Source organism: Streptomyces sp. NPDC048664, from assembly GCF_040650555.1.
Classification (GTDB): Bacteria; Actinomycetota; Actinomycetes; order Streptomycetales; family Streptomycetaceae; genus Streptomyces.
The window spans coordinates 1-22,675 of record NZ_JBEZHK010000024.1 but is presented as its reverse complement, the minus strand read 5'-3'; the positions used below and the strand labels follow the sequence as shown (position 1 = coordinate 22,675).

The window sequence follows — 22,675 nt, the reverse complement described above, 5'->3', positions numbered from 1 at the left end:
CACAGCAAGAATGCGCCGCCCGCCCCCCACCCCGCATCCCGACCCCGTACGGAAGCCGTGATCGTCCGTCGAGGCCGTGGGCCGCAGAGCCCTCCTCGGGGCCGCCGGCGGGGCTACCGGCGGAACACGTCGTCCGAGTCGTCCCACGCCGGCTCCGGCAGCCTCCGCTCCCGGGGAACCCGCGCGGCCGCCCGGTACATGGCCTCGATCTCCGCCGCGTACCGGCGCGCGATCGCGTCCCGCCGCGGCTTCATCGACGGTGTCAGCAACCCGCTCGCCACGTCGAACGGCTCCGGCACCACGCGGAACACCCGGATCGACTCCGAGCGCGACACGGTGGAGTTGGCGGCGGCGACCGCCCGCGCGACCTCCTGCCGCAGCGCGGTCTCCTCGCGTTCCTCGCGAAGGGCCCGCTCCTCGTGGTCCTCCCGCCCCTGGCCCCCCGCTCCGTCCGCCTGCGCGAACCGCACGGCGCGCCAGTGCGCGAGGAAGTCGGGGTCCAGGGTGATCAGCGCGCCCACGCACGGCCGGTCGTCCCCGACGGCCACCGCCTGGTGGATGAGCGGATGCGCCCGCAGCCGCTCCTCCAGCGCGGCGGGCGCGACGCTCTTGCCGCCGCTCGTGACGATGATGTCCTTCTTCCGCCCGGTGATGGACAGATAGCCCTCGGAGTCGACCTCGCCGAGGTCGCCCGTGGCCAGCCACCCCTCCCTCAGTGCCGTATGGGTGCCCAGGTCGTCGTTGACGTAGCCCTGGAAGACCGCGGGCCCGTGCACGAGGATCTCCCCGTCCGGCGCGACCCGGACCTCCATGCCCGGCAGCGGGCGTCCCACGGTCCCCGACTTCTCCCGCCCCAGCGGCTGCGCGGTGATCCCGCCGCCCGTCTCGGTGAGTCCGTAGCCGTCGTGGACGAAGATGCCGATGCCCGCGAAGAACAGTCCGAGCTCGCGGCTCAGGGGCGACCCGCCCGAGACGGCACGGCACACCCGGCCGCCCAGCGTGTCGCGCAGCCTGCGGTAGACCGTCCTGTCGTACAGCGCGTGCTGCAGCCTCAGATCCAGCCCGGGCCCGTGCCCCCGCCCCAGCCGCTGCCGCTCGACGGCGAGCGCGTACTCCCGCGCGGTGCGCGCGGCCCGCTCGAACAGGGCGCCCCGGCCCGCCTGTTCGGCGGTGCGCAGGAACGTCTTGTAGAGCTTCTCGAAGACGAACGGGACCGCGCAGAGGAACGTGGGCCGGAAGGTCAGCAGCGAGGAGGCCAGGACGTCGGCGCGCAGCTCGGGCTCATGGCCCATGAGCAGCCCGCCCCGCAGGCACAGTCCCTGCACCATCAACCCGTACACGTGGGAGAACGGCAGGAAGACCAGCGCGGAGGGCTGTTCGCCCGGTGGCGCCGCCGTATGCCCCCAGCCGTCCAGGACCGCGTCGCAGGGGCTGGCCAGATTGCGGTGGCTGAGCGCGCAGCCGCGCGGGGGACCGGTCGAGCCCGAGGTGTAGGCGATGACGGCGGTCGAGTCGGGCAGCACGATCCGCCGCAGGGAGTCGACGGTCGTGGACGGGACCGGCCGCCCGTGCGCGACCAGCGTCTCCAGCGCCCCGGCGTCCAGCTGCCACACGTGCCGCAGCCGGGGCAGCCCGGCGCACACGGACCCGACCGTCATGACCCCCGGCTCGTCCTCGACCAGCACGGCGACACTGCCGGAGTCCTTCAGGATCCACTCGACCTGTTCGTGCGAGGAGGTCGGATAGATCGGCACGACCTCCGCCGCCACCGCCCACAGGGCGCAGCTGAGCAGGGTCCACTGGTACGACGTGCGCGCCATGATGGCCACGCGGTTGCCGGGGCGGATGCCGGAGGCGATGAACCCCTTGGCCACCGCGACCACTTCGTCCCGCAGTTCGCCCGCGGTCATCGGGCTCCAGACGCCGTCGCCCGGATCGGCGCGGCGGGCGATCTGCGCCAGCCCCGGGTCCCGGGCCGCCGTGTCGAAGACGCTGTCCGCGAGGCCGCCGGTCAGGGCGGGCCGTGCCGGTCGGGCGGGCCATCCCGTTCCGTCCGGGGCGAGTGCCCGGGAGTTGCCGAAGTCAAGCATGCGCCGCTCCCCGAGCCTTGCTTGCGTCATCGCCGATGGATGCGGGATCGGCGGGCTCGAATGTAGCCCAGGACGCCGCCGGACGTGACCGAAACCGACAAGAAACGAACCGGACATGAAAGGAGGTGGTTCCGGTCGATCGGCCCGTCGCCGCCGAGCGGTCCGCCGTCACCAGCGGCCGGGCTCCGTGCCGGTGAGAGGGGTCGAGGGCCTGCCGTCCGGGCCCACGGGCACCTCTCCGGCGAGCATCACCCGATGCATGACGCGGGGGTGTTCGGGCGTCACCAGGTCGCCGGGGGCGAGGTGGATGGCCGCCCGGTTGTCCCAGAACGCCACACTGCCGGGCTCCCAGCGGAAGCGGACCGTGTACTCGGGACGGGTCGCCTGCTCCAGCAGCAGGTCCAGCAGGTGCGCGCTCTCGGCGCGGGAGAGCCCCACGATCTGCTCGACGTAGTAGCCGTTGACGTTCAGCAGCCGTTCGCCCGTCTCCGGGTGCACCCGCACGAGCGGGTGCTCGCTCGCCACCTGATGGTCCAGGAGGTGGCGCAGGTAGGCGTCGTCGCCGGCGCGCGGCTGGTAGCCCACGCCCAGGCGGTGCTCGGCGCGCAGCCCGTCGGCGAAGTCCCGCAGGGGCTTGGACAGGCCCGCGTAGGCGGCGGCCAGACTGGCCCACTGGGTGTCCCCGCCGTACGGCGGCACGCTCTCGGCGCGCAGGAGGGTGGCCGCGGGCGGATCGATCCGGGCGCCGTGGTCGCAGTGCCAGCCCCGCAGCAGGGTGTGGCGCCTGCGCCGCAGCCACTCGTCGTGGTCCATCCCGTACCGGCCGCCGAGCTCCAGCCGGTCGGCCGTCGTCTCGACCTCGGGGAAGTCCGCCGGCGAGACGCTGCCCCGCCTGCTCGGGGCGACGGGTCGGCCGAAGCGCCGGGCGAGGGCGACATGCGCGGCGTGGTCCAGCTTCTGGTCCCGGAAGAACACCACCTTCCAGCGCCGCAGAGCCGAGCGGATCGCCGCCACCACCGCGTCGTCCAGCGGCCCGGCCAGATCCACCCCGGCGATCTCGGCCCCGATGTGGCCCGCGACGGGCTTCACGTCCACCCCGGTACCGTCGTCCACTGCCATGCGGCCCCCCTTGTCGTGGTCGAGCTCCTCACGCGCAAGCATCACCCGGGCCCCGCCCCCGGCGGAAGATCGCGCGAGCCGCCGAAGCGGTCGCGCTCAGGCGTCCCTGCGCTTGAGGGCGACGGCCGCCGCGGCCAGCACCGCCAGCGCGTACCCGCAGAACAGGGCGAATCCCGGCCAGGGGGCCAGGGTGTGCGGCTCCTGGTGGACATGGACGACGCTCTGGCCCGCCATGTTCGGCAGATACGGGTTCACCTCGTCCAGCCAGGACGACGGCAGCGCCTGGGCGAGCAGCGGCAGCACCAGCAGCAGGCCGAACAGGGTGGCGATCCCGCCCGCCGTGCTGCGGATCAGCGCGCCGAACGCCACCCCGAGCAGCCCCACCGCCGTCAGGTACAGACCGGCGCCGAGCACCGCGCGCAGCACGCCCGGCGAACCGAGCGAGGTGCTCAGCCCATGGCCGGACAGCGCGGCCTGGCCCGCCAGGAAGGCACCCAGCGACGCGGCCGTCATCAGGACCCAGGTCACAGCCGTGTACACCAGCGCCTTGGCCCACAGCACCGGAAGACGGCGGGGCACCGCGGCCAGCGAGGAGCGCATCATCCCGGTCGCGTACTCCCCGCTCACCACCACGACCCCCAGCACCCCGACGGCCAGTTGCGCGAGGTACATGCCGCGCAGGCTCACCAGGGTCGGGTCGAAGGCGAGCCGCTCCTGGGGCGGGAGGTCGTCCCAGCGGGCGGCGGTGAAGTAGCTGAGGAGGCAGCCGAGTCCGACCATCGCGACGACGGCGGCCGGCAGGGTGAACAGGCTGGACCGCAGCGACCACAGCTTGATCCACTCCGAGTGGATCACCCGGGGCTGGGTGACCCGGCCCCGCCGCGCCGCGGGAGACGCCGTTGCCGTCGTCATGCCGCCAGCCCTTCCCCGCCCGACGTGGCGCGTGGCGCCGCCGTGGTCCGGTACTCCACCGCGTCCCGGGTCAGTTCCATGAACGCCTCCTCCAGCGATGCCTGTTGCGGTGTCAGCTCGGCCAGGGCGATCCCGTGCTCGGCCGCGATCCGCCCGATCCGCTCACCGCCGAGTCCGGCCACCTGGAGCACGCCCGGCTCCCGCGCGGTGACCGTCACGTCCGGTCCTTCCAGCAGTCCGCGCAGCCGCTCCGCCTCGCCGGTGCGCACCCGCACCACGTCCCCGGTGGCCCGTGTGACGAACTCCGCCACGGAGGTGTCCGCGATCAGCCGGCCCCGGCCGATCACGATCAGGTGCTCGGCCGTGAGAGCCATCTCCGCCATGAGGTGCGACGAGACCAGGACGGTGCGCCCTTCGCGGGCAAGGCCCTGGAGCAGGGTGCGGATCCACACGACGCCCTCCGGGTCGAGGCCGTTGACGGGCTCGTCCAGGATCACCGTCGCCGGGTCGCCCAGCAGGGCGCCGGCGATGCCGAGCCGCTGCCCCATGCCCTGGGAGAAGCCCCCGGCCCGCTTCCTGGCCACCTCGCGCAGCCCGACCAGGTCGATCACCTCGTCCACCCGCCGCCGGGGGATCCCGTGGGTCGCGGCCAGGGCGAGCAGGTGGTGGTGGGCGCTGCGCCCGGTGTGCACCGAGCGGGACTCCAGCATCGCGCCGACCTCGTGCAGCGGGGCGCGGTGTTCGGCGTACCTCCTGCCGTTGACGACGGCCCGGCCCCGGGTGGGCGCGTCCAGACCGAGGAGCATGCGCATCGTGGTGGACTTCCCGGCTCCGTTGGGTCCCAGGAAGCCGGTCACGGTGCCGGGGCGCACGGTGAAGCTGAGATCGTCCACGGCGGTGCGGTCGCCGTAGCGTTTGGTCAGAGAGCGAGCCTCGATCATGGAGCGTCCTTGCGGGGTGGGGGACCCGAGGTCATGCGTCCACCCTCGTACGCGCGCCCTGCCGTGTCGCGCGGGACTGCTCCGCCCGGAGGCCCCCGCGGGCAGGCGCGGGCCGCCCGGCGCCGGGACGCCGGACGCGACGTGCCGGGCGAGGGAATCCCCCCGCCCGGCACGTCGCGTGGTCCTACGGCGCTCCCGGCGTCCTACGCGCCGCTCTCCCGGAGCATGTCCTCGCGCTCCACGAGCTTCACGCGCTCCCGGCCCTGCGGCTCGCCGAGCGCCTTCTCCGCGGCGTCGAGCCGGTACCAGCCCTCCCACGTCGTGAACCGGACGTTCCGCTCGGCGAGGAACGCCTCCACGGCCTCGGGCGCGGGTGCGGTGGGCGTGTGCAGCCGTCCGTTCGCGTGGTCGTCCAGCAGGTTCGCCACCGTCTCGTTGGCGTCGCCCTTGGTGTGCCCGATCAGGCCCACGGGGCCGCGCCGGATCCATCCGGTCACGTAGGTGGACGTCAGGTGGGCGCCGTTGTCCTCGATGACCCGGCCGCCCTCGTCGGGCACGGTGCCCGAGGCGATGTCCCAGGGCAGCTTGGGCAGGGAGTCGGAGAGGTAGCCGACCGCCCGGTAGATCGCGGTGACGTCCCAGTCGTGGAACTCGCCGGTGCCCTTGACGTTGCCCGTGCCGTCGAGCGCCGTGCGCTCGGTGCGCAGGCCGACGACCTCGCCCTGCTCGCCGAGGATCTCGGTGGGCGACTCGAAGAAGTGCAGGAACAGCTTGTGGGGCCGCTCGCCGATGTCCCGGATCGCCCAGTTCTCCAGCGTCTTGGCGACCATGTCGGCCTGCTTGTTGCCGCGCCGGGTGGCGATGGACCCGTCGTCGTAGTCGATGTCCTCGGGGTCCACGATGACCTCGATGTTCGGGGAGTGGTCCAGCTCCCGCAACTCCATCGGGCTGAACTTGGCCTGCGCCGGGCCCCGGCGGCCGAAGACGTGGATCTCCCGGGCCTTGTTGGCCTGGAGCCCCTCGTGGACGTTCGGCGGGATCTCGGTGGGCAGGAGTTCGTCCGCCGTCTTGGCCAGGATGCGTGCCACGTCCAGGGCGACGTTGCCGACACCGAGGACGGCGACCTTCTCGGCCGTCAGCGGCCAGGTCCGCGGCACGTCGGGGTGGCCGTCGTACCAGGAGACGAAGTCGGCCGCGCCGTAGGAGCCCTCGAGTTCGATCCCGGGGATGTCCAGGTCGCGGTCGGCCGTCGCGCCGGTGGAGAAGACGACGGCGTCGTAGAACGCGCGCAGGTCGTCCAGGCTGATGTCGGTGGGGTAGTCGACATTGCCGAAGAGCCGGATCTGCGGCTTGTCGAGCACCTGGTGCAGGGCCGTGATGATGCCCTTGATCCGCGGGTGGTCGGGGGCGACGCCGTAGCGGATGAGGCCGAACGGGGCCGGCATCCGCTCGAAGATGTCGATGGACACGCCGGGCTCGGTGGCCGCTTGCGACTTCAGCAGCGCGTCCGCGGCGTAGATTCCGGCCGGGCCGGCTCCGACTATGGCTACCCGCAGGGGGCGAGGCATGATCAGGTTCCCTTCGGGCGATGACGGAAGGATCAAAGGGAACCTTAAACTAAGGCATACCTAACCTGGTACGCGGGTCCCTCCTATGACCCCATAAGGGGATCTTATGGGGTGCGGAATCCGGAGGTCACCGCGGGGGGTCTCACACCGGGCTGACGGGCTCCGGAGTCAGGAGGAGCATCGTGACGTCGTCGCGGATCTCCCCGCAGTGCCGCACCAGGTCCCGCCAGACCCGCCGGGTCGTGACGACGGGGTCGTCGTCGGCGAGATCGGGGAGCCGGTCGATCAGAGGATAGAACGAACCCCGCGTGTCCCTGGCCTCCCAGATGCCGTCGGAGGCCAGAAAGAGCCGGTCGCCGCGCTGAAGACGCACGGTGGCCTCCTCGTACGACGATCCCGGGCTCAGCCCGAGACCGAGAGGAGTGCCGGGCGTCACCTCGATCTCGGTGGCCTTCCCGTCGTGGAGCAGGAGGGGCGGCGGGCTGCCGCAGGCCACGATGCGCACCGCGCGTGCGTCGGGGCTGAACTCCAGCAGCACCACCGTCGCGAACAGTTCGGGGCGCCGGTTCTCCGCCGAGTCCACGCACAGCCTGCGGTCCAGGCGCGCGGCGACCGAGGGCAGGGCCGGCTGGTCGAGCACCGCCTCCCGGAACGCGCCGAGCAGCGACGCCACCGTCGAGACGGCCGCGAGGCCGTGCCCCTGCACGTCCCCCATCACCACCCGCACGCCCCGGGGGCTCTGGCGCACGTCGAAGAAATCCCCGCCGACGAGCGTCCCGCTCTGCGCCGCCCGGTACAGACCGGTGCAGCGCACCGGGCCCACCCGCGCGGGCAGCGGCGGGACGACGGCGTGCTGGGCGGCCTCGGCGACGGTGCGTTCCAGATCGAGCTGGGCGTCGCGATGGCTGCGCACGTACGACACGAACACGCTCAGCACCGAGACGAAGCCGATGGTGAGCAGGTCGGTGTTGCCCGGATGGTCGAGGTGGAAGACCCGGGTGTGCTGGAGCCCGATCACCAGGGCGCCGAGGATCGCGGTCGCCACCGGGCCGTACGACAACACGGCCAGCGGGGGGATCGCGCCGAGCAGGAAGCCGATGTCCAGCGGCCTCTTGCTGACCAGGGTGATGACGCACACGGCCGCCAGCAGGGCCAGGGGCATGATCCGAACCCACCACGGGGGCGGGGCGCCGCGCAGCCAGCTCCGCTGCTCTCCTGCCCGGCGCCGAGGTCTGGCACGCACCCTTCGCACACCCCCACGCTCCTACGCCGCGCCGCCGACCGCATGTCGGCGGCGGGCGGCCGAGGCGGGGGTCAGACGGGGCGCGTCGCGCCGTGGATCGCGGCGGTCCCGGCGAAGAAGATCGACTCCTCGCGGAGGGTGGCGCCCGGGCCGGGCGCGTGGATCATCAGGGCGTCACCGATGTACAGACCGACGTGCCCGGCGGTGTCGTAGAAGAAGACGAGGTCCCCCGGCCGCAGATCGGTGAGCGGCACCGGTGCCCCCGTCGCCGCCTGCTCCTCGGCGGTGCGCGGCAGGGCGACCCCGGCGGCCCGCCAGGCGGCCTGGGTGAGACCGGCGGCGTCGTACGAGCCGGGGCCGGCCGCACCCCACACGCAGGGCTTGCCGATCTGCGCACGGGCGAAGCCGAGCGCCCGCGAGGCCTTGGACTCGTGCGCGGACTCCCGACCGCCGTCGATGGCACGCGAGAGCGCGTCCGCGGCGAAGGCCCCGGTGTCGAAGGTGCCGGTGTCGAAGCCACCCGTGTCGGGCGTGCCGGTGCCGAAGCTGCCAGCGTCGAGGGGGCCGGTGTCGAGGGTGCCGGTGTCGAAGGCGCCGGAGGTGAGGCCGGCCGCGCCGAGGGCGCCCGTGTCGAACGTGCCGGTGTCGGCACCGATCGCGCCGAGGGGACCGGCGTCGAAGGTGAGGCTGTCCGCACCGAGGGGACCGGTGATGAGGGCGCCGGTGTCGAAGCCGCCCGCGCCGGGCGTGCTGATGTCGAAGCCTGCCGCGCCGGGCGTGCCCGTCTCGAAGCTGCCCGCGCTCAGGGGGCTCGCGCCGAGGGCATCGGGGGTGAAGGTGCCGGTGTCGAAGCCGCCCGCGTCGAGGCCACCCGTGCTGAGGCCGGCCGCGTCGAGGCCACCCGCACCGAGCGTTCCCGTGCCGAACGTGCCGGTGTGGAAGCCGCCGGAGGCGAGGCTGCCCGTGTCGTAGGGCCCCGTGCCGAGGGCGTCGCCTGCGCCGAGGGGGTCGGTGGTGAAGGAACCCGTGTCGAGCGTTCCCGTGTCGAAGCCGCCGGGGGCGAGGCTGCCCGTGCCGAACGTGCCGGTGTCGAAGCCTCCCGCGTCGAGGCCGCCCGTGCTGAGGCCGGCCGCGCCGAGGGTGCCCGTGTCGAAGCCACCGGTGCTGGGCGCGCCCGTGCCGAGGGTGCCCGTGTCGAAGCTGCCGGTGCTGAGGCCGCCCGTGTCGAAGGCGTCCGGGGTGGTGTTCGTGCGGACGTCGGTCGTGCCGGACGTGGTGCCGGCGAAGCCGCCCGTGCCGAACGTCTCCGTGCCGCGGGGGAGGGCGAGCGGTTCGACCGCCGCCAGGGCGCTGGTGGACTCGAACGTGGGCCCGCTCTCCCGCGGTGCCTCCAGCGCGGGTGGCCGCGCGGCCGCCGCGAGGGCCGGGGTCCGCCGTGCGACGTGCCCGGCCAGCAGCTCCCGGGCGGCGGCCAGCTTGCGCTGGTTGCCCTCCTTGGAGCCCCGCAGCGGTGACGCGGCGGGCAGGGCCAGGGCCGCCCCCGACGTCAGTTCCCGAGGGCTCCGCTCAGGCCCCGCGGCCGGCAGCGCGGCCCGAGGCCCGGCGTTCAGTTCGAGAGGGCGCACCGCCGCTCCGCCCGTCGGCCCCGCGGCCTGCTCCGGCAGCCGGCGTTCGACGGTGGGCCGTACCGGGGCGGGCAGCGCCGCCGCAACGGTCGGGCCCATGCTCGCGCGCGCCGCCGCGAACCACTCCTTGGCGAGGGAGTCGAGCGCGGGATCCGCCTGCCTGCGCGGCCTCTCGGCGACGGGACCGACCCGATCGCGCGTTCCGGCCGCGACGGCCCGGGTGGCGTTGAAGGTCCCGCTGTCGGTCTCGGCCCGCTCGTACAGGCTGTGGATCCGCCGTTGGACCTCCGCCCGGCTCGGCTCGTCGGCCGTGCGCTCCGGCGCCATAGGGACGTACTCCTTCCGTGCTCCGCCCGCCGCGTCGGCGGTGAGGGGTGCCCCTCGGCTGGCCGGGCTCAAAGGGTGTGTGCGGGCGGGTGGTTCCGGAAGGCGCGCCCTACGGCCCTTGCCCCGGCGGGCGGTTGAGCCGTTCTCACCCCGGCGGAGGCCGCGCGACCCGGCGCTGTTCGCCGGAGGCAGTCATGCGGCCCGCCGGACAACCTAGCCAACTTGTGTGGCTCGCGTGAAGATTGAGGCGCCAAATGTCCGATACGTAATTGTGACTTTCGCTGCGCCAGGTGACCTGCGGAGCGGCTGAGTGACGCACCGTCAACGTTTTGGAAACTGTGTCCAGTCGTCTAGACTCCAGGTCCAGAACAAGGGGAGGGTGGCGTGCGGGGACGAGAAGAGGAGCAGGACGCGATCATCGCGGCGCTGAAGCCCGTCGTCGAGGGCATCGTGGCGACCCTGGGCTCCCTCTGCGAGGTGGTCGTCCACGACTTCCGTCGGCCGCACCGGTCCGTGGTCGCCCTCGCCGGCACGGTCACCGGCCGTACCGTCGGCGGATCCATGAGCGAGATCGGCGTGGGCCTCCTCGCGCGCGGTGACGAGGCCGCCGACGAGCTGAACTACGTCACCCGCACGGACTCCGGAAAACTGGTCAAGTCCTCGACGATGCTGCTGCGCGACTCGGCCGGGGCGGTCTTCGGGGCGCTGTGCGTCAACGTCGACATCACCGCCGTGAACCAGGCGTTCGCCCTCCTCGGCGAACTCGCCGGTGTCACCGACCCCGTGGGGGCGCCCACGACCACGTTCGGGGACGACATCGGCTCCGTGGTCGACGCGATCGTGGACGCCCACCAGCTGCGGCAGAACAAGCACTGGGCCGAACTCAGCCGCGCCGAACGGCTGGAGCTCTTCCGCAGCCTGGACGACCGGGGGGTCTTCGCGGTGCGCGGAGCGGCCCAGCAGGTCGCCGAACGGCTCGGGATCTCGCGCGCCTCCGCCTACAACTACCTCGCCAGGACCAGGAACAGGACCGAGCCGGGGGCGCCGGCACCCGAGGGCGACCCCGCCCCCGCGCACAAGGGAGTACAGGCATGACCGACGTGAGGAACGCGACCCTGCCCGTGACGGCCGAGGACGTCCGTGAGGCGGCGGCACGGATCGAGGGCGTGGCACACCGCACCCCCGTACTGCGGTCGCGCACGCTGGACGAACTCGTGGGGGCGCAGGTCTTCGTCAAGTGCGAGAACTTCCAGCGCGGTGGGTCGTTCAAGTTCCGCGGGGCGTACAACGCCGCCTCACGGCTGACCGCCGAGCAGCGGGCGAAGGGGATCGCCGCGTACTCCTCCGGCAACCACGCGCAGGCCATCGCGCTCGCCGCCCGGGAACTGGGCACGACGGCGGTCATCCTCATGCCCGAGGACACGCCGCGCGCCAAGATCGAGGCGACGGCCGGCTACGGCGCGGAGATCGTCACCTACGACCGCTACACCGGCGACCGGACCGCCATCGGCCAGGCGCTCGCCGCCGAGCGGGGCCTCGCGCTCATTCCGCCCTACGAGCATCCGCACGTCATCGCCGGCCAGGGCACCGCGGCCCTGGAACTCCTGGAGGAGGCGGGCGAGCTGGACGCCCTGGTCGTCCCGGTCGGCGGCGGCGGCCTGCTCGCGGGCAGCGCGATCGCGGCCAAGGCGGCCGTGCCGGGCATCCGCGTCCTCGGCGTGGAACCGGAGGCGGGCGACGACACCAAGCGGTCCCTGGAACTCGGCCGGCGCGTGTCGATCCCGGTGCCCCGCACCATCGCCGACGGCCAGGCCGCGGAGACCCCCGGCGAGCTCACCTTCTCCGTCAACCGGGAGCTGGTGGACGGCATCGCCCTCGTGGACGACGCCCAGATCCTCGACGCGACGCGGTTCGCCTTCGACCGTATGAAGATCGTGGTCGAGCCCAGCGGCGCGACCGGGCTCGCCGCCCTGCTGGCCCACCGGATCGATCCGCTCCCCGCGAGGATCGGCGTCGTCGTCTCCGGCGGGAACATCGGCGCCGAACGGTTCGCCGCGCTGATCGACGGCTGACACGGAGTCCACCGCCCGCCGGCCCCACCGCCGGTCAGCCGCCGTGGCGGGAGTGGTGCCTGAACCCGTCCGCGTGGATGATCCGCCCGTGCGGGCGGACGTGGTGGACGGTGGACGTGCGCTTCAGGGCGATGAGGGCGGCGTCGTCGTCGAGGCTTCCGCTCGTGTGGTCGCGCAGATCGCGCCGGACGTGGTGCAGGATCGACTCCGGGCTCGCGTCCGTCCAGCGCGCGGCACGGTCGGCGAGCGGATAGAAGCGGCCCTCGCCGTCCCGCGCCTCGATGACGCCGTCGGTGAAGAGGAGCAGGGTGTCGCCGGGCTCGAAGGAGAACACGTCCAGGGTGTAGTCCGCCGCCGACGTCACCCGGATGCCCATGGGCGGGGCCGGATGCACGCTCGGCACGGTGACCGCGTTGCCGGGGCTCAGCAGCAGCGGCGCGGGGTGGCCGCAGCTCGTCATCCGTGTGATGTGGTCGTCGTCGGGGATCTCCACCAGCAGCACGGTGGCGAAGCGCTCACCGAACTCCTCGACCGGTTCGAAGTCGGCCAGATACCGGTTGACGCTCTCCTCCATGGCGGCCGCGAGCTCCGCCAGGCCGGTGTGCCGGTGCGCCGCCTCCCTGAAGGCGCCGAGCAGCAGCGCGGCCTCGCCGATGGCGGGCAGCCCCTTGCCGCGCACGTCGCCGATCAGGACCCGCACCCCGTCGTCGGTACGGGTGGCCGCGTAGAGGTCGCCGCCGATCTGGGCCTCGTCCTCCGCCGCCAGGTACAGCGAGGCGACCTTCAGCGGGCCGATCTGCTCGGGCAGCGGCCACAGCAGGACGTGCTGGGCGGCCTCCGCCACCGAGCGGACCTGGGCCAGCTGCTCACGGCGCCGGTCCCGGACGGCGCAGTAGACCACGATCATGGCCGACAACGCGGCCAGCGTGCAGACCTGCACGATGTGGTTCGTGGTGGTCAGCCCGCCGTGCAGGAACCCGATGAGCACCTGGGCCCCCACCGCCAGTGCTCCGACCAGCGCGGTGAGCCGGGGACCCGCGAAGGACGGGGTGAGCGCGGGCGCGATCACGAGGGCGGGCCCCAGATGGACGGACTCGGGGGAGTGGATGTCCACCAGAGTGATCACCACGATGAGCGTGACGGGAAGCAGCAGCAGCGCGTGCGAGGACTGCCACGGCTGCCATGGACCGTCGCGGGGGCTCATGCCCTCCACCCTGCCTCCTCACCGGCCCTGCGGCCACCGCGCGCCCGGGGCACCACCGCCCCGCGCGGGCGGGCCCGCGAGCGAGGCCGCCGGTCGCCCCGGTCCCGTACCGGCCAGAACAGGACGTACGCCGTCGAGACCGCCACGAAGCCCAGCCGGATCAGGCCCCGGGCCGAGTCGTCGGGCACGGTGAAGACACTGCCGTACAGGGCGAGCAGAGCGATCCAGCTCCACCAGGGCACGAGCCGGCGCTGACCGATGACGTCCCACATCAGGGTGCCGAGCAGCACGGACGCCGTGTAGTACGTGTAGACGCTGGGGTCCAGGACGATCCTGGCGTTGGCGCCGAGCAGGACGACCGCCGGCCAGCGCCCCCGCCACACACCCAGGCCCCCCAGGGCCAGCCCGAGCGCCGCCTGGGCGGGCCGGTCCCAGGAAGGGGTGCGGGGGTCGCCGACGCCCAGCCAGCGCAGGGCCGAGGCGGGCTGGTTGGGGATGGTGAAATGGGCGGCGGCCAGCGAGTGCGGGGCGCCGACGAAGAACGGCAGCCAGACGATCGCGACCAGGCCCGCGCACCACAGCCCGGCCCGCAGCCACTGGCCCCTCGGCAGGGCGAGCAGCAGCGGCAGGAAGGCCAGCGCGGTCGGCTTGGAATCCATGGCCAGGGCCAGGAAGACACCGGTCCCGGCGGCGTTGCCCCGGGTCAGGGAGTGCACGGCCAGCGCGGTGAAGAACAGTGCCAGCACGTCGTCGAGATGGCCGAAGCGCACCGAGACCTCGATCCACATCGGGATGAAGGCCAGTCCCGCGATCAGCACCCGCTGACGCAGCCGCTGGTGGTTGGTTCCGGTGCCCAGGAAGTACCAGGCGGCGCTGCGCCCGGCCAGGACCAGGACCACCAGGCCGAGGAACGACATCAGGGCGGCGGCCAGGAACTGGCCCACGCCCTCGTGGAACGGGTTGAACAGCCCCGCCACCAGGAAGCTCACGGGCCCCATCTGCAACTCGGGGTGGTGGGCGTACAGGTTGAGGCCGCCGTCGCCCTCACGCGAGGGGTTCTGGTAGATGAGCTGCCCGCCCACCCGCAGATAGTGCCAGGAGAAGCCGCCGTGCCGTTCGACCACGGCGAACCAGATGATCGTCCAGGCACCGAGCAGCACCAGATGAACCCGCTGACTGATGACGGGCACGCGCCTTCCCTTCGGCTCCCGATCCCACCGGACGGTGGCAGCCGGTGCGAGGGACCCCGCGGGTCCCCTTCAGGAGATGGCGGAACGGGGACGGAGGTTTCGTGCCGACCGCGATCGGCTCGCGCGGGACCCCGGTCGGACCGTCAGGAGCGGTGCCGACCGCGACGGTTCGGGCCCTCCTGCCCAGCGGTTCACCCGTCCTCGTCCTCGGCGGGCCACGTGCCGGGGGCGTTCTCGGGCACCACGGCGACCGGGCACGCGGAACGGTGCAGCACGGTGTGGTCGACCCGCCCCGGCCGCAGCCGGGAGCCGCCACGGCGGCGCCGGGCGCCCACCACCAGCAGGCCGGCCTCGTGCGAGGCGTGCACCAGGGCCCTGGGCGCCGAACCCTCGACGGCCCGCAGACGCACCTCGATCCCGGACGGGGCGTCGTGCAGCGCCTCCTCCAGCACCCGCACGGCCTGACCCGACCGCCCGGCCCCCGCACCGGCGGGCCGGCGGGCGCGCCAGGCGCGGACCGCCTCCAGCGGCACCCGCCGCAGACCCGCCTCCGCCAGGGCGAACCGCACCGCCGCCGACCCCGCCGGACCGGCGCCGACGCCCAGCACGACGCGTCCCCGCGCCGCGGACCCCCCGGGTGCCGTCGCACGGTTCCCGCCGCGCAGCACGACGACCGGGCAGGGGGCGTGCCCGGCGACCGCCACCCCGATCGAACCGCGCAGCAGCCCCGCGACGCCGCCCCGGTCGGGGGAGCCGAGGACGAGCGCGGACGCGTACTGGCCCTCCCGCAGCAGCGCCCGGGCGGGCTCCTCGGCCAGCACCGCCGCCGACACCTCCAGCCGGGGGCGCCGCTCGCGCGCGCGCCGGGCCGCGGCGTCCACGCGTGCCTCGGCCATCACCTGCTCGACGGGCCGGGCCGCGCCCTGCGCGAGCGAGACACCCTCGTAGTGCTCCCAGACGGAGGCGTGGACGAGGCGCAGCGGCACACCGCGCAGGCTCGCCTCGTCCGCCGCCCAGTCCACGGCGCGCAGGCCGGCCTCGGTGCCGTCGACACCGACGACCAGCGGCAGGCCGCCCGCGCCGCTCACCGCGCCGCGCCGAGGTCGAAGACGACGCGGGCCTTCACCTGCCCGGTCCTGACGTCGTGGAGGGACTCGTTCACGGAGGTCAGGGGGCGGGTCTCGAAGACGACACGGGTACGGCCCGCGGCGTGCAGCCCGAGCACCTCGGCCAGGTCCTGGCGGGTGCCGACGATGGATCCGGTGACCGAGATGCCCTTGAGTACGGTGTCGAAGACCGGGACCCGCAGGGACCCGTGGGCGGGCAGCGCGACCATGACCAGGGTGCCGCCGCGGCGCAGTCCCGCGTGCAGGGCCTCGAAGGCGGTGTCGTCGGCGGCGAGGGCGAGGGCGCAGTGGGCGCCGCCCTGGCCGCGCAGGACGTGGGCGACATCCTGGGTGCGGGCGTCGATGACCAGGTCGGCACCGAGTTCGCTGGCGAGTTCGAGCTTGTCGTCCACGACGTCGATCGCCGCGACCCGGGCTCCGGCGATCTTGGCGTACTGCACGGCCAGGTGCCCCAGCCCTCCGATGCCGCAGACCGCCACGAGATGTGCCGGGCGGACGCCGGCGACCTTGAGCGCCTTGTAGGCGGTGACACCGGCGCAGACGAGGGGGGCCGCCTCCACGGCGGACAGGCCGTCGGGCACGGGCAGGGCGAAGTCGGCGTGGGCGAGCATCTTCTCGGCGTAGGCGCCGTCGCAGCCGTAGCCGGTGTTCACCTGCCGGGGGCACAGCGACTCCCAGCCGCCCAGGCAGTGTTCGCAGCGTCCGCAGGCCCAGCCCAGCCAGGGCACGGCGACCCGCCGCCCCGACGTGAGGTGGGTGACTCCGGCGCCGCACTCCTCGACGATGCCCACGCCCTCGTGGCCGGGGACGAAGGGCGGCAGGGGCTGCGCGGGCCAGTCGCCGAGAGCGGCGTGGATGTCGGTGTGGCACAGACCGCAGGCCTCCACACGGACACGGATCTGACCGGGGCCGGGCTGGGGGTCCGGGCGGTCCTCCAGGACCAGGGGCTGGCCGAACGCCCGGACGACGGCGGCTTTCATGCGGATGCTCCTGAGGCTGCGGGGCGAAGGGGGCCGGGACCGGCGGGACGTCGGCGGTGCGGACCGGGGGACGGGCCCGTCGGCCGCCGGGCCCGGGAAGCGTCAGTCGTGGGCGACGACGGCGACGGGGGCCGCGGCGTGATGCAGCACCGCGTGGGTGACGGACCCGATATGGGGGCCCAGGGCGCTGCGCCGGACCCGGCGGCCGACCACGACCAGCGAGGCCTCCCGCGAGGTGTCGACCAGGCGGTCCGCCGCCCCGCCGGGACGGGACTCGGCCGCCACCTCGACGCCGGGGAACCGCAGCCGCCAGGGGCCGAGCACGCCGGTGAGCGCCTCCGTCTGCTCCCGTGCCATCTCCTCGCAGGAGGCCCGGCCTCCCGGCAGGCGCTGGGCGTAGAAGGAGGGCAGGTTCCAGGAGTGGACGACCTGCAGCGGGCGGGCACGGCGGTCGGCCTCCTCGAAGGCGAACGCGATCACCGAGTCGTCGGGGCTGGTGACGTCGAGCCCGAGCACCACGGCACCGGCCGGGTCCGCCGCCGGCCCGTCCTGCCGCGGCGCCGTGGTCGATCCGGCGCGGACCAGCACCACCGGGACCTCGGTGCGGGCGATCACGCCCAGGCTCGCCGACCCGACCAGGAACCCGCCGAGCCCGCCCAGCCCCCGGGACCCCAGGACCAGCAGGTCGGCGCCCTCGGAGGCCTCCACCAGCGCCGTGGCGGGGCGGCCCGTCACCTGCTCCTCGACGATCTTCAGGCCCGGGTGGCGCCCGCGCAGGTCCTCCGCCGTCGCACGGGGCCCGCGCTCACTGAAGTGCTGCTCCGTCTCGGCACCGAGCATGGGGGCGCGGGCCATCAGGTCCGGCAAGGGCTCCCGGACCTGCACCACCGTCAGCGGCAGGCCACGGGCCTCGGCCGCCCGTGCCGCCCAGTCGCCGGCGGCGCGGCTCTCCGGGGATCCGTTGATGCCCACGACAACGCTGCGGACCATCGTTTCGCCTCCTGAACGGGGGGTTCCGGCGCCGGAACCCCGGTGGGCAGGCAGGCCGCGTGACGCGGGAGCGGACCCGAGCCGGGGCCTGCGGCACGTCCTACGGGAGCAGCTGGTCGAAGGCGATCCTGAGATGGCGCGGGCCGCGCAGGACCGCGTTCTGCCGGTACGGCGGCGGGTCCTCGACCAGACGCGGACTCCCCAACCGGCGGGCGAGTTCGGTCAGCGCGATCTGCGCCTCCAGGCGGGCCAGTGGCGCGCCGAAGCAGCTGTGGACGCCACTGCCGAAACCGAGGTGCTGGATGTCCCCGCGGTGGGGGTCGAACCGGTCGGGGTCCTCGAAGCGCTCGGGGTCGCGGTTGCCCGCGCCGAGCACGAGCCAGATCCGCGCCCCCTTGGGGATGGTGACGCCGTGGACCTCGATGTCCGCGATGCAGGTGCGCTGCGGGACGAGCTGCACCGGCGGCTCGAACCGCAGCAGTTCCTCCACGATGTCGACCGACAGGCCGGGGTCCTCGCGCAGCTCGTCCAGGTACTCGGGGTGGCGCAGCAGGGTGAGCATGCCGTTGGTGATCAGGTTGACCGTCGTCTCGTGACCGGCGATCAGCAGCAGCACCGCGGTGCTCAGCACCTCCATCGTCGTCATGGCGCCGTCCGGGCCCTTGCTCGTCACCAGCTCGGACAGCATGTCGTCCTGGGGGTCCTTGGCGCGCTGCTCCACCAGCCCGTTGAGGTACATGCCCAGTTGCAGCCGCGCCTGCTGCGCCGCCTCCTGATGCGAGGAGTCGCCTCCGCGGGTGTCCGGATCCAGGCTGGCGACCAGCGGGTCGACCCAGGCGCGAAAGCGCGGCTCGTCCTCGCGCGGCACGCCCAGCAGCCGGCAGATGACGGTCACGGGGAAGGGGTAGGCGAACTGGTCGACCAGGTCGATCTCGCGGGCGTCCCCGAAGCCGTCGATCAGCTCGGCGACGATCTGCTCCATGTCACCGCGCATCGAGTTGACCCGGTTCGGGCTGTGCGGCGGCCCGAAGGGGCGGTTGGCGATCCTGCGCAGCCGGTCGTGTTCGGGAGGGTCGAGCCGGATGAAGCTCGGCGGCAGCCCCGTGCTCTCCGGGCCGCTCAGCTCGTCGTCGCCCGCCGCGGCGAGGTTGGTCGCGTCGGAGCTGATCCGCGGGTCGTGCAGCAGGCTGAGGATGTCGTGGTACGAGCCGACGAGGTAGGGGCCGTCCTCCTCCTCGTGCAGCACCGGCGTCTCGCGCAGGCGGTGGTAGAGCGGATACGGGTCGGCGCGGTTGGCGTAGTCGGTGATCTGACGCAGGAGTGTCTTGGTCTGTGTCGTCATGAAGGGTCCTCGATGCGTTCGGCGTTCGGTGGGCGTGGGGCGCTCCCGCCGGGTCAGTGGCGGGCGGGGTTGAAGACCAGGCGCCGGTCGGACGGCGAGTAGCCGCTGAGCGTCACGGTCGGGCCGTGGCTCGGCAGGGACGGGTCGGGGAAGTCGGCCGGGACCGGCTGCCTGCCCTCGGGGCGGCGGTCCACCGTCGGGAACTCCACCGGGAAGGGCGCGGCGGTCTCGATCAGGCGCTCGTAGAACTGCAGCCACCGGGTGTTGTCGAACGTCACGGCCGCGATGACGCGGCCCTGGAAGCCGTAGGCGGCGGCGAACCGGCGCTCGGCCAGCGACCCCTGGGTGACCATGACCTGGTCCGCCATGGACGGCACGCCGACCGACTTGATGTTCACCCCGAACTGCGACGACCAGAAGGCCGGCACCCACAGATGCGGACGGCGGTCGGTGCCGGCGCTGATCATGTTGTGGGCGGCGACCTCGGCCTGGGCGACGGCGTTGCCCCAGTGCTCCAGGGAGAGGAACTGGTAGCTGAACAGGGGGTGCGGGGAGCGGGCGACGTCTCCGGCCACGAACACGTCGTCGGTGACGATGCCCCGTACGTCGAAGGCGCGGCAGCCGGCGTCGCAGGCGATGCCGCGCGGCCCCGCACCGAGCCCGGAGTCCGCGAGCCACTCGGTGTTGCGGGTCGCCCCGAGGCAGACGACCACGACGTCCGCCTCCACGACGCTGCCGTCGGACAGATGCACCGCGCGCACCCGGCCCACCGTGTCGCCCTCCAGAGCGGTGACGCCGACACCGGTGCGCAGGTCCACCCCGTTCTCCCGGTGCATCTCGGCCGCCACGGCCCCGACCACCCCGCCGAGGGCGCCCACCAGTGGCGCGCCCGCGCGCTCCGCGACGGTGACCGCGATGTTCCGCTCCCGGCAGGCCGAGGCGATCTCCGAACCGGTGAAGCCCGCGCCGATGACGAACACCCGGCGCGGCGAGCCCTTCAGCCGCCGTTCCAGGTGGATCGCGTCGTCGCGGGTGCGCAGCACGAAGACCCCGTCGAGCCGCGCCTCCTCCTCCTTCGGCCAGGGCCTGGCCCGCACGCCGGTCGTGATCAGCAGCCGGTCGTACTCCACCTCGTCCCCGTCGGCCAGCCGCACCCGCTTGGCCGCCATGTCGAGGCCGGTCGCCGCGACACCGAGGCGCCACTTGGCGTCGATGTCCCGGCGGCGGGGCAGGTCGGTGTGGCGGGGGTCGGCCTTCCCGAGCAGTACCCCCTTGGACAGCGGCGGCCGGTCGTACGGCTCGTAGGGCTCGTCACCGATCATGGTGAGGGAGCCGGTGAACCCCTCCGCGCGCAGCGTCTCGGCGGCTCTGAGGCCGGCGAGGGAGGCACCCACGACCACGATGCGGCCCTCGCTCCTGAGCCATCCGAGGAAGTCCTCAGCGGGCATCGGACGCCCCCGTCCGGGCGGCGGCGCCCGCGGCCTCGGGGGGCCTGAGCCCTTCGGCGGTGATCGCCTGGACCGGGCAGGCCGCGACGGCGCGCGCCACCTCCTCCCGTTGCCCGTCGTCGGCGCGCGGGTCGTAGACCAGCGACTCCTCGCCGTGCATGGCGAAGACGTCCGGCGCGAGGAACGCGCACTGCGCGTATCCCTGGCACTTGTTGAGATCGACGACAAGTCTCATCGGCGCTCGGCCCCTTCGGCGGCCAGGTCCGCAGGGGCGCCGCCCGCTGGGCGGCCACCTCCGGACGGCGGACATCCTCTCCCTCGGCAAGCCTCGGCCGAGCGGGGGCGCGGCGCTCGCCCAGGGGCGCCGAACGAGTGAACGGTGACGGGGTCAGGGGCCGGACGCGGTGCCGGGGCGCGGACGGCCGCTCACCGCGAGGATGTGGAGGCTGATGAGCAGCGACCATGCGGGGAAGACCAGTTCCGACCAGGGGACCTTGGGCGAGACGAACAGCAGCGTCACGGCGCTGAGAAAACCCAGCAGGGTCAGCCATCGCGGCAGGATCGCGAGACGGTGGCCGATGACCGACATCGAACAGGTGAACACCGCCGCCATCCGCATGGCGTAGCCGATCATCAGCGAGTACGCGAAGTGCCTGCCGAAGTCCCAGGCGGGCAGGCCCGGGGTGGTGCCGGGGGTCCGCGCCGTGGCCAGCACGGCGCTCGCCGCGGCGGCGGCCCCGAACATCGTGGCCACGAAGACCAGTCCGCTGCCGAGCAGGACGGTGGCGAGGAACTTGTCCTCGGCCTCACCGACATGGGCCCGCATCACCCCCACGAACCACAGGAAGAAGATGCCGGCGAACGGCACCAGCGCGAGCGCCGTCCGTACCGCCCCGCGCCGTACGGAGTCGGTGAAGGCGCCGGCGCCGACGGCGGCGGCGTCCTGGGGGATCCCCAGGCGGATCAGGACGATGGCCGCCGCGACCAGCAGGGCGAAGACGACGCCGGCCAGCCCGGCGGCGCGCGGGGTCTCCAGTGCCTGCCGCCCCTGCCGTGCGCTCCTCATGCGCGGCTCCCTCCTCCTCGGGATCCTCGGGGCCCTCGGCCTCCTGGTACCAGCAAGCCCGCATCGCCCGGGGCGCGCCACCGGAGACGGCCGAACGGCGGTCCCGGCGTCGATGCGCCGTCAACTCCCTTATGGAGCAAGGTGATTCGACTCGTGCTCCGGGCTGCGTCGCTTCCTGGGTCCTGCGGGGGAGGGGAGTTGGGCTCGGCCGCCTCGGGCGCGTTCTTCGCGTGCGGCGCGCGCCGTCGCGTCCGGACGTCGGGCGACACGCCGTCCGGATGCCGGCGTGTCGGTGCCGGACGGTGTGTCAGGCCGGGTGGCGCGGACATCCGCGCAGGTCATGGGGCCGACGATGACACGGCGTCAATGCCGAGGCTGCTCCGAATGGATGCTTCTTCATATTGTCGGCATGTCCGACATGACGGATTTAGAGATCGTCTGTACGTTCAATCTCGCATCGGCTCATCACAGCCGACGTGTCTGAGACAGGAGAAGTGACATGGCAACGCGTTCCATCGCTGTAACCGCCGCGTTCGCGGCTGGCGCGGCCCTGGTGGCCACGGGTATCACGTACGCCTCCGCGGCCTCCGAGCCGGCGCAGGCGGCTCCGGTGGCCCAGCAGGTCGCCGCCGCCCCGGTCGCCCCTGCCGCCGCTCCGGAGGGCAACAGCGGCAACAGCAACAACAACGGCAACAACAACAACGGCTACAACAACAACGACAACGGCAAGGGCAACGAGGGTGGTGACCGCGGCGGTGACCGTGGCGGTGACCGCGGTTACGACTACGACTACGGTCGCATCCACATCAACGAGCGCGACTACTCCGCCGCTCCGGGTGGCTGCATCACCGTGGTCAGCGGCCTCGGGTCCAACAGCCTCAACGTCCGCAACGACAGCTGGAAGACCGTCGAGGTCTTCAACGGCGCCACCTGCGACAACGGTGCGCCGATCGCCACTGTCGGTCCCCACAGCTCCAGCAACGGCCTCTTCCCCCGCCACGTCCGCGGCGGTGTGAAGGTCAGGCACGGTGTGGTGGGCAGCTTCCGCGTCGTCCGTGACCACTGGGGTTACAACGGTGGTGGCGGCTACGGCGGCGGCCGTGGCGGCCACGGCGGTGGCGGCGGTGGCGGCGGCTGGGGAGGCGGCGACAACGGCGGCGGCAACTGGGACGACTGAGCCCCCGAGTCGCACCTCGTGAAGTGACGTGCAGAACGGGACCCCCGGCCCGCCGGAATCGGGCCGGGGTTCCGGTCCGGGTAGCCCTGATCGGCGTACCCGGGCACCACACTAAGCCTTCGCCGAACACCCGCGTGTCACCAGCGTGGCGCGTTCGGGAGTGGGGAGAGAGGCACCTGGGGCCCCGGCCGCCGGCGACGGCGGCCGCCACGGCCGCGTCGTAGGTGCGTTCCCGCACCACGGAGTCGAAGTAC

18 protein-coding genes and 1 pseudogene are annotated in these 22,675 nt (G+C 73.5%); 3 read left to right on the top strand and 16 right to left on the bottom strand.

The window, feature by feature from the left end; genetic code table 11:
• Positions 1-113: 113 nt before the first annotated feature.
• From AB0C59_RS24160 to AB0C59_RS24130, 7 genes and pseudogenes are all read right to left on the bottom strand, one after another.
• The gene (locus AB0C59_RS24160; protein WP_363008051.1) at positions 114-2,090 is read right to left on the bottom strand and encodes an AMP-dependent synthetase/ligase; all 1,977 of its coding nucleotides are present in this window, start codon (positions 2,088-2,090) and stop codon (positions 114-116) included.
• A gap of 168 nt (positions 2,091-2,258) precedes the next feature.
• Complete coding sequence (locus tag AB0C59_RS24155) at positions 2,259-3,209, bottom strand: TauD/TfdA family dioxygenase (RefSeq protein WP_363007883.1); 951 nt, start codon at positions 3,207-3,209, stop codon at positions 2,259-2,261.
• A gap of 96 nt (positions 3,210-3,305) precedes the next feature.
• The gene (locus AB0C59_RS24150) at positions 3,306-4,121 is read right to left on the bottom strand and encodes an ABC transporter permease (RefSeq protein ID WP_363007881.1); all 816 of its coding nucleotides are present in this window, start codon (positions 4,119-4,121) and stop codon (positions 3,306-3,308) included.
• Complete coding sequence (locus AB0C59_RS24145) at positions 4,118-5,062, bottom strand: ATP-binding cassette domain-containing protein (RefSeq protein ID WP_363007879.1); 945 nt, start codon at positions 5,060-5,062, stop codon at positions 4,118-4,120. The genes AB0C59_RS24150 and AB0C59_RS24145 overlap by 4 nt, the downstream gene beginning before the upstream one ends.
• A gap of 203 nt (positions 5,063-5,265) precedes the next feature.
• Positions 5,266-6,630, bottom strand: coding sequence for an FAD-dependent oxidoreductase (locus tag AB0C59_RS24140; RefSeq protein WP_363007877.1), 1,365 nt, complete (start codon positions 6,628-6,630; stop codon positions 5,266-5,268).
• A gap of 142 nt (positions 6,631-6,772) precedes the next feature.
• On the bottom strand, positions 6,773-7,792 hold the full coding sequence (locus AB0C59_RS24135; protein ID WP_363007875.1) for a PP2C family protein-serine/threonine phosphatase: 1,020 nt from the start codon (positions 7,790-7,792) through the stop codon (positions 6,773-6,775).
• A gap of 152 nt (positions 7,793-7,944) precedes the next feature.
• Positions 7,945-8,313 (bottom strand): annotated as a pseudogene (locus AB0C59_RS24130) (C40 family peptidase); the annotation flags it as partial.
• Between the two features lie 1,896 nt (positions 8,314-10,209).
• Between AB0C59_RS24130 and AB0C59_RS24125 the strand changes: the two are divergent.
• Together AB0C59_RS24125 and AB0C59_RS24120 are read left to right on the top strand one after the other, a co-directional pair.
• On the top strand, positions 10,210-10,920 hold the full coding sequence (locus AB0C59_RS24125) for a PAS domain-containing protein (protein WP_363007873.1): 711 nt from the start codon (positions 10,210-10,212) through the stop codon (positions 10,918-10,920).
• The gene (locus tag AB0C59_RS24120) at positions 10,917-11,897 is read left to right on the top strand and encodes a threo-3-hydroxy-L-aspartate ammonia-lyase (protein WP_363007871.1); all 981 of its coding nucleotides are present in this window, start codon (positions 10,917-10,919) and stop codon (positions 11,895-11,897) included. The genes AB0C59_RS24125 and AB0C59_RS24120 overlap by 4 nt, the downstream gene beginning before the upstream one ends.
• 34 nt (positions 11,898-11,931) lie before the next feature.
• Here the strand turns inward: AB0C59_RS24120 and AB0C59_RS24115 are convergent, their stop codons facing one another.
• The 9 genes from AB0C59_RS24115 to AB0C59_RS24075 all read right to left on the bottom strand — a co-directional run bounded on the left by AB0C59_RS24115 (position 11,932) and on the right by AB0C59_RS24075 (position 21,244).
• The gene (locus tag AB0C59_RS24115; protein WP_363007869.1) at positions 11,932-13,101 is read right to left on the bottom strand and encodes a PP2C family protein-serine/threonine phosphatase; all 1,170 of its coding nucleotides are present in this window, start codon (positions 13,099-13,101) and stop codon (positions 11,932-11,934) included.
• Positions 13,098-14,291 (bottom strand): hypothetical protein, encoded by a 1,194-nt coding sequence (locus AB0C59_RS24110; protein ID WP_363007867.1) that lies wholly within the window; start codon positions 14,289-14,291, stop codon positions 13,098-13,100. Before AB0C59_RS24110 ends, AB0C59_RS24115 begins: the two co-directional genes overlap by 4 nt.
• Before the next feature lie 191 nt (positions 14,292-14,482).
• Entirely contained in the window at positions 14,483-15,379 is an 897-nt protein-coding gene (locus tag AB0C59_RS24105; protein ID WP_363007865.1) for a universal stress protein, read from the bottom strand.
• Positions 15,376-16,398, bottom strand: coding sequence for a zinc-dependent alcohol dehydrogenase (locus tag AB0C59_RS24100; RefSeq protein ID WP_363007863.1), 1,023 nt, complete (start codon positions 16,396-16,398; stop codon positions 15,376-15,378). Before AB0C59_RS24100 ends, AB0C59_RS24105 begins: the two co-directional genes overlap by 4 nt.
• 102 nt (positions 16,399-16,500) lie before the next feature.
• Complete coding sequence (locus tag AB0C59_RS24095; protein WP_363007861.1) at positions 16,501-17,388, bottom strand: universal stress protein; 888 nt, start codon at positions 17,386-17,388, stop codon at positions 16,501-16,503.
• A gap of 100 nt (positions 17,389-17,488) precedes the next feature.
• Positions 17,489-18,730 (bottom strand): cytochrome P450, encoded by a 1,242-nt coding sequence (locus tag AB0C59_RS24090; protein WP_363007859.1) that lies wholly within the window; start codon positions 18,728-18,730, stop codon positions 17,489-17,491.
• 53 nt (positions 18,731-18,783) lie between these two features.
• Positions 18,784-20,178, bottom strand: coding sequence for an FAD-dependent oxidoreductase (locus tag AB0C59_RS24085; RefSeq protein WP_363007857.1), 1,395 nt, complete (start codon positions 20,176-20,178; stop codon positions 18,784-18,786).
• Positions 20,168-20,413: a ferredoxin gene (locus tag AB0C59_RS24080; protein WP_363007855.1), complete on the bottom strand. Its 246-nt coding sequence runs from the start codon at positions 20,411-20,413 to the stop codon at positions 20,168-20,170. Before AB0C59_RS24080 ends, AB0C59_RS24085 begins: the two co-directional genes overlap by 11 nt.
• 153 nt (positions 20,414-20,566) lie before the next feature.
• Positions 20,567-21,244: a hypothetical protein gene (locus AB0C59_RS24075; protein WP_363007853.1), complete on the bottom strand. Its 678-nt coding sequence runs from the start codon at positions 21,242-21,244 to the stop codon at positions 20,567-20,569.
• 499 nt (positions 21,245-21,743) lie between these two features.
• Between AB0C59_RS24075 and AB0C59_RS24070 the strand changes: the two genes are divergently transcribed.
• Positions 21,744-22,421, top strand: a complete 678-nt coding sequence (locus tag AB0C59_RS24070; protein ID WP_363007851.1) for a hypothetical protein — start codon at positions 21,744-21,746, stop codon at positions 22,419-22,421.
• Positions 22,422-22,675: the final 254 nt, after the last annotated feature.

Bases quoted from the DNA above. Each gene is read 5' to 3' on its own strand.
- AB0C59_RS24160 (WP_363008051.1), bottom strand. From the start codon at position 2,090: ATGCTTGACTTCGGCAACTCCCGGGCACTCGCCCCGGACGGAACGGGA.
- AB0C59_RS24155 (WP_363007883.1), bottom strand. From the start codon at position 3,209: ATGGCAGTGGACGACGGTACCGGGGTGGACGTGAAGCCCGTCGCGGGC.
- AB0C59_RS24150 (WP_363007881.1), bottom strand. From the start codon at position 4,121: ATGACGACGGCAACGGCGTCTCCCGCGGCGCGGCGGGGCCGGGTCACC.
- AB0C59_RS24145 (WP_363007879.1), bottom strand. From the start codon at position 5,062: ATGATCGAGGCTCGCTCTCTGACCAAACGCTACGGCGACCGCACCGCC.
- AB0C59_RS24140 (WP_363007877.1), bottom strand. From the start codon at position 6,630: ATGCCTCGCCCCCTGCGGGTAGCCATAGTCGGAGCCGGCCCGGCCGGA.
- AB0C59_RS24135 (WP_363007875.1), bottom strand. From the start codon at position 7,792: ATGCCCCTGGCCCTGCTGGCGGCCGTGTGCGTCATCACCCTGGTCAGC.
- AB0C59_RS24120 (WP_363007871.1), top strand. From the start codon at position 10,917: ATGACCGACGTGAGGAACGCGACCCTGCCCGTGACGGCCGAGGACGTC.
- AB0C59_RS24115 (WP_363007869.1), bottom strand. From the start codon at position 13,101: ATGAGCCCCCGCGACGGTCCATGGCAGCCGTGGCAGTCCTCGCACGCG.
- AB0C59_RS24100 (WP_363007863.1), bottom strand. From the start codon at position 16,398: ATGAAAGCCGCCGTCGTCCGGGCGTTCGGCCAGCCCCTGGTCCTGGAG.
- AB0C59_RS24095 (WP_363007861.1), bottom strand. From the start codon at position 17,388: ATGGTCCGCAGCGTTGTCGTGGGCATCAACGGATCCCCGGAGAGCCGC.
- AB0C59_RS24090 (WP_363007859.1), bottom strand. From the start codon at position 18,730: ATGACGACACAGACCAAGACACTCCTGCGTCAGATCACCGACTACGCC.
- AB0C59_RS24085 (WP_363007857.1), bottom strand. From the start codon at position 20,178: ATGCCCGCTGAGGACTTCCTCGGATGGCTCAGGAGCGAGGGCCGCATC.
- AB0C59_RS24080 (WP_363007855.1), bottom strand. From the start codon at position 20,413: ATGAGACTTGTCGTCGATCTCAACAAGTGCCAGGGATACGCGCAGTGC.
- AB0C59_RS24075 (WP_363007853.1), bottom strand. From the start codon at position 21,244: ATGAGGAGCGCACGGCAGGGGCGGCAGGCACTGGAGACCCCGCGCGCC.
- AB0C59_RS24070 (WP_363007851.1), top strand. From the start codon at position 21,744: ATGGCAACGCGTTCCATCGCTGTAACCGCCGCGTTCGCGGCTGGCGCG.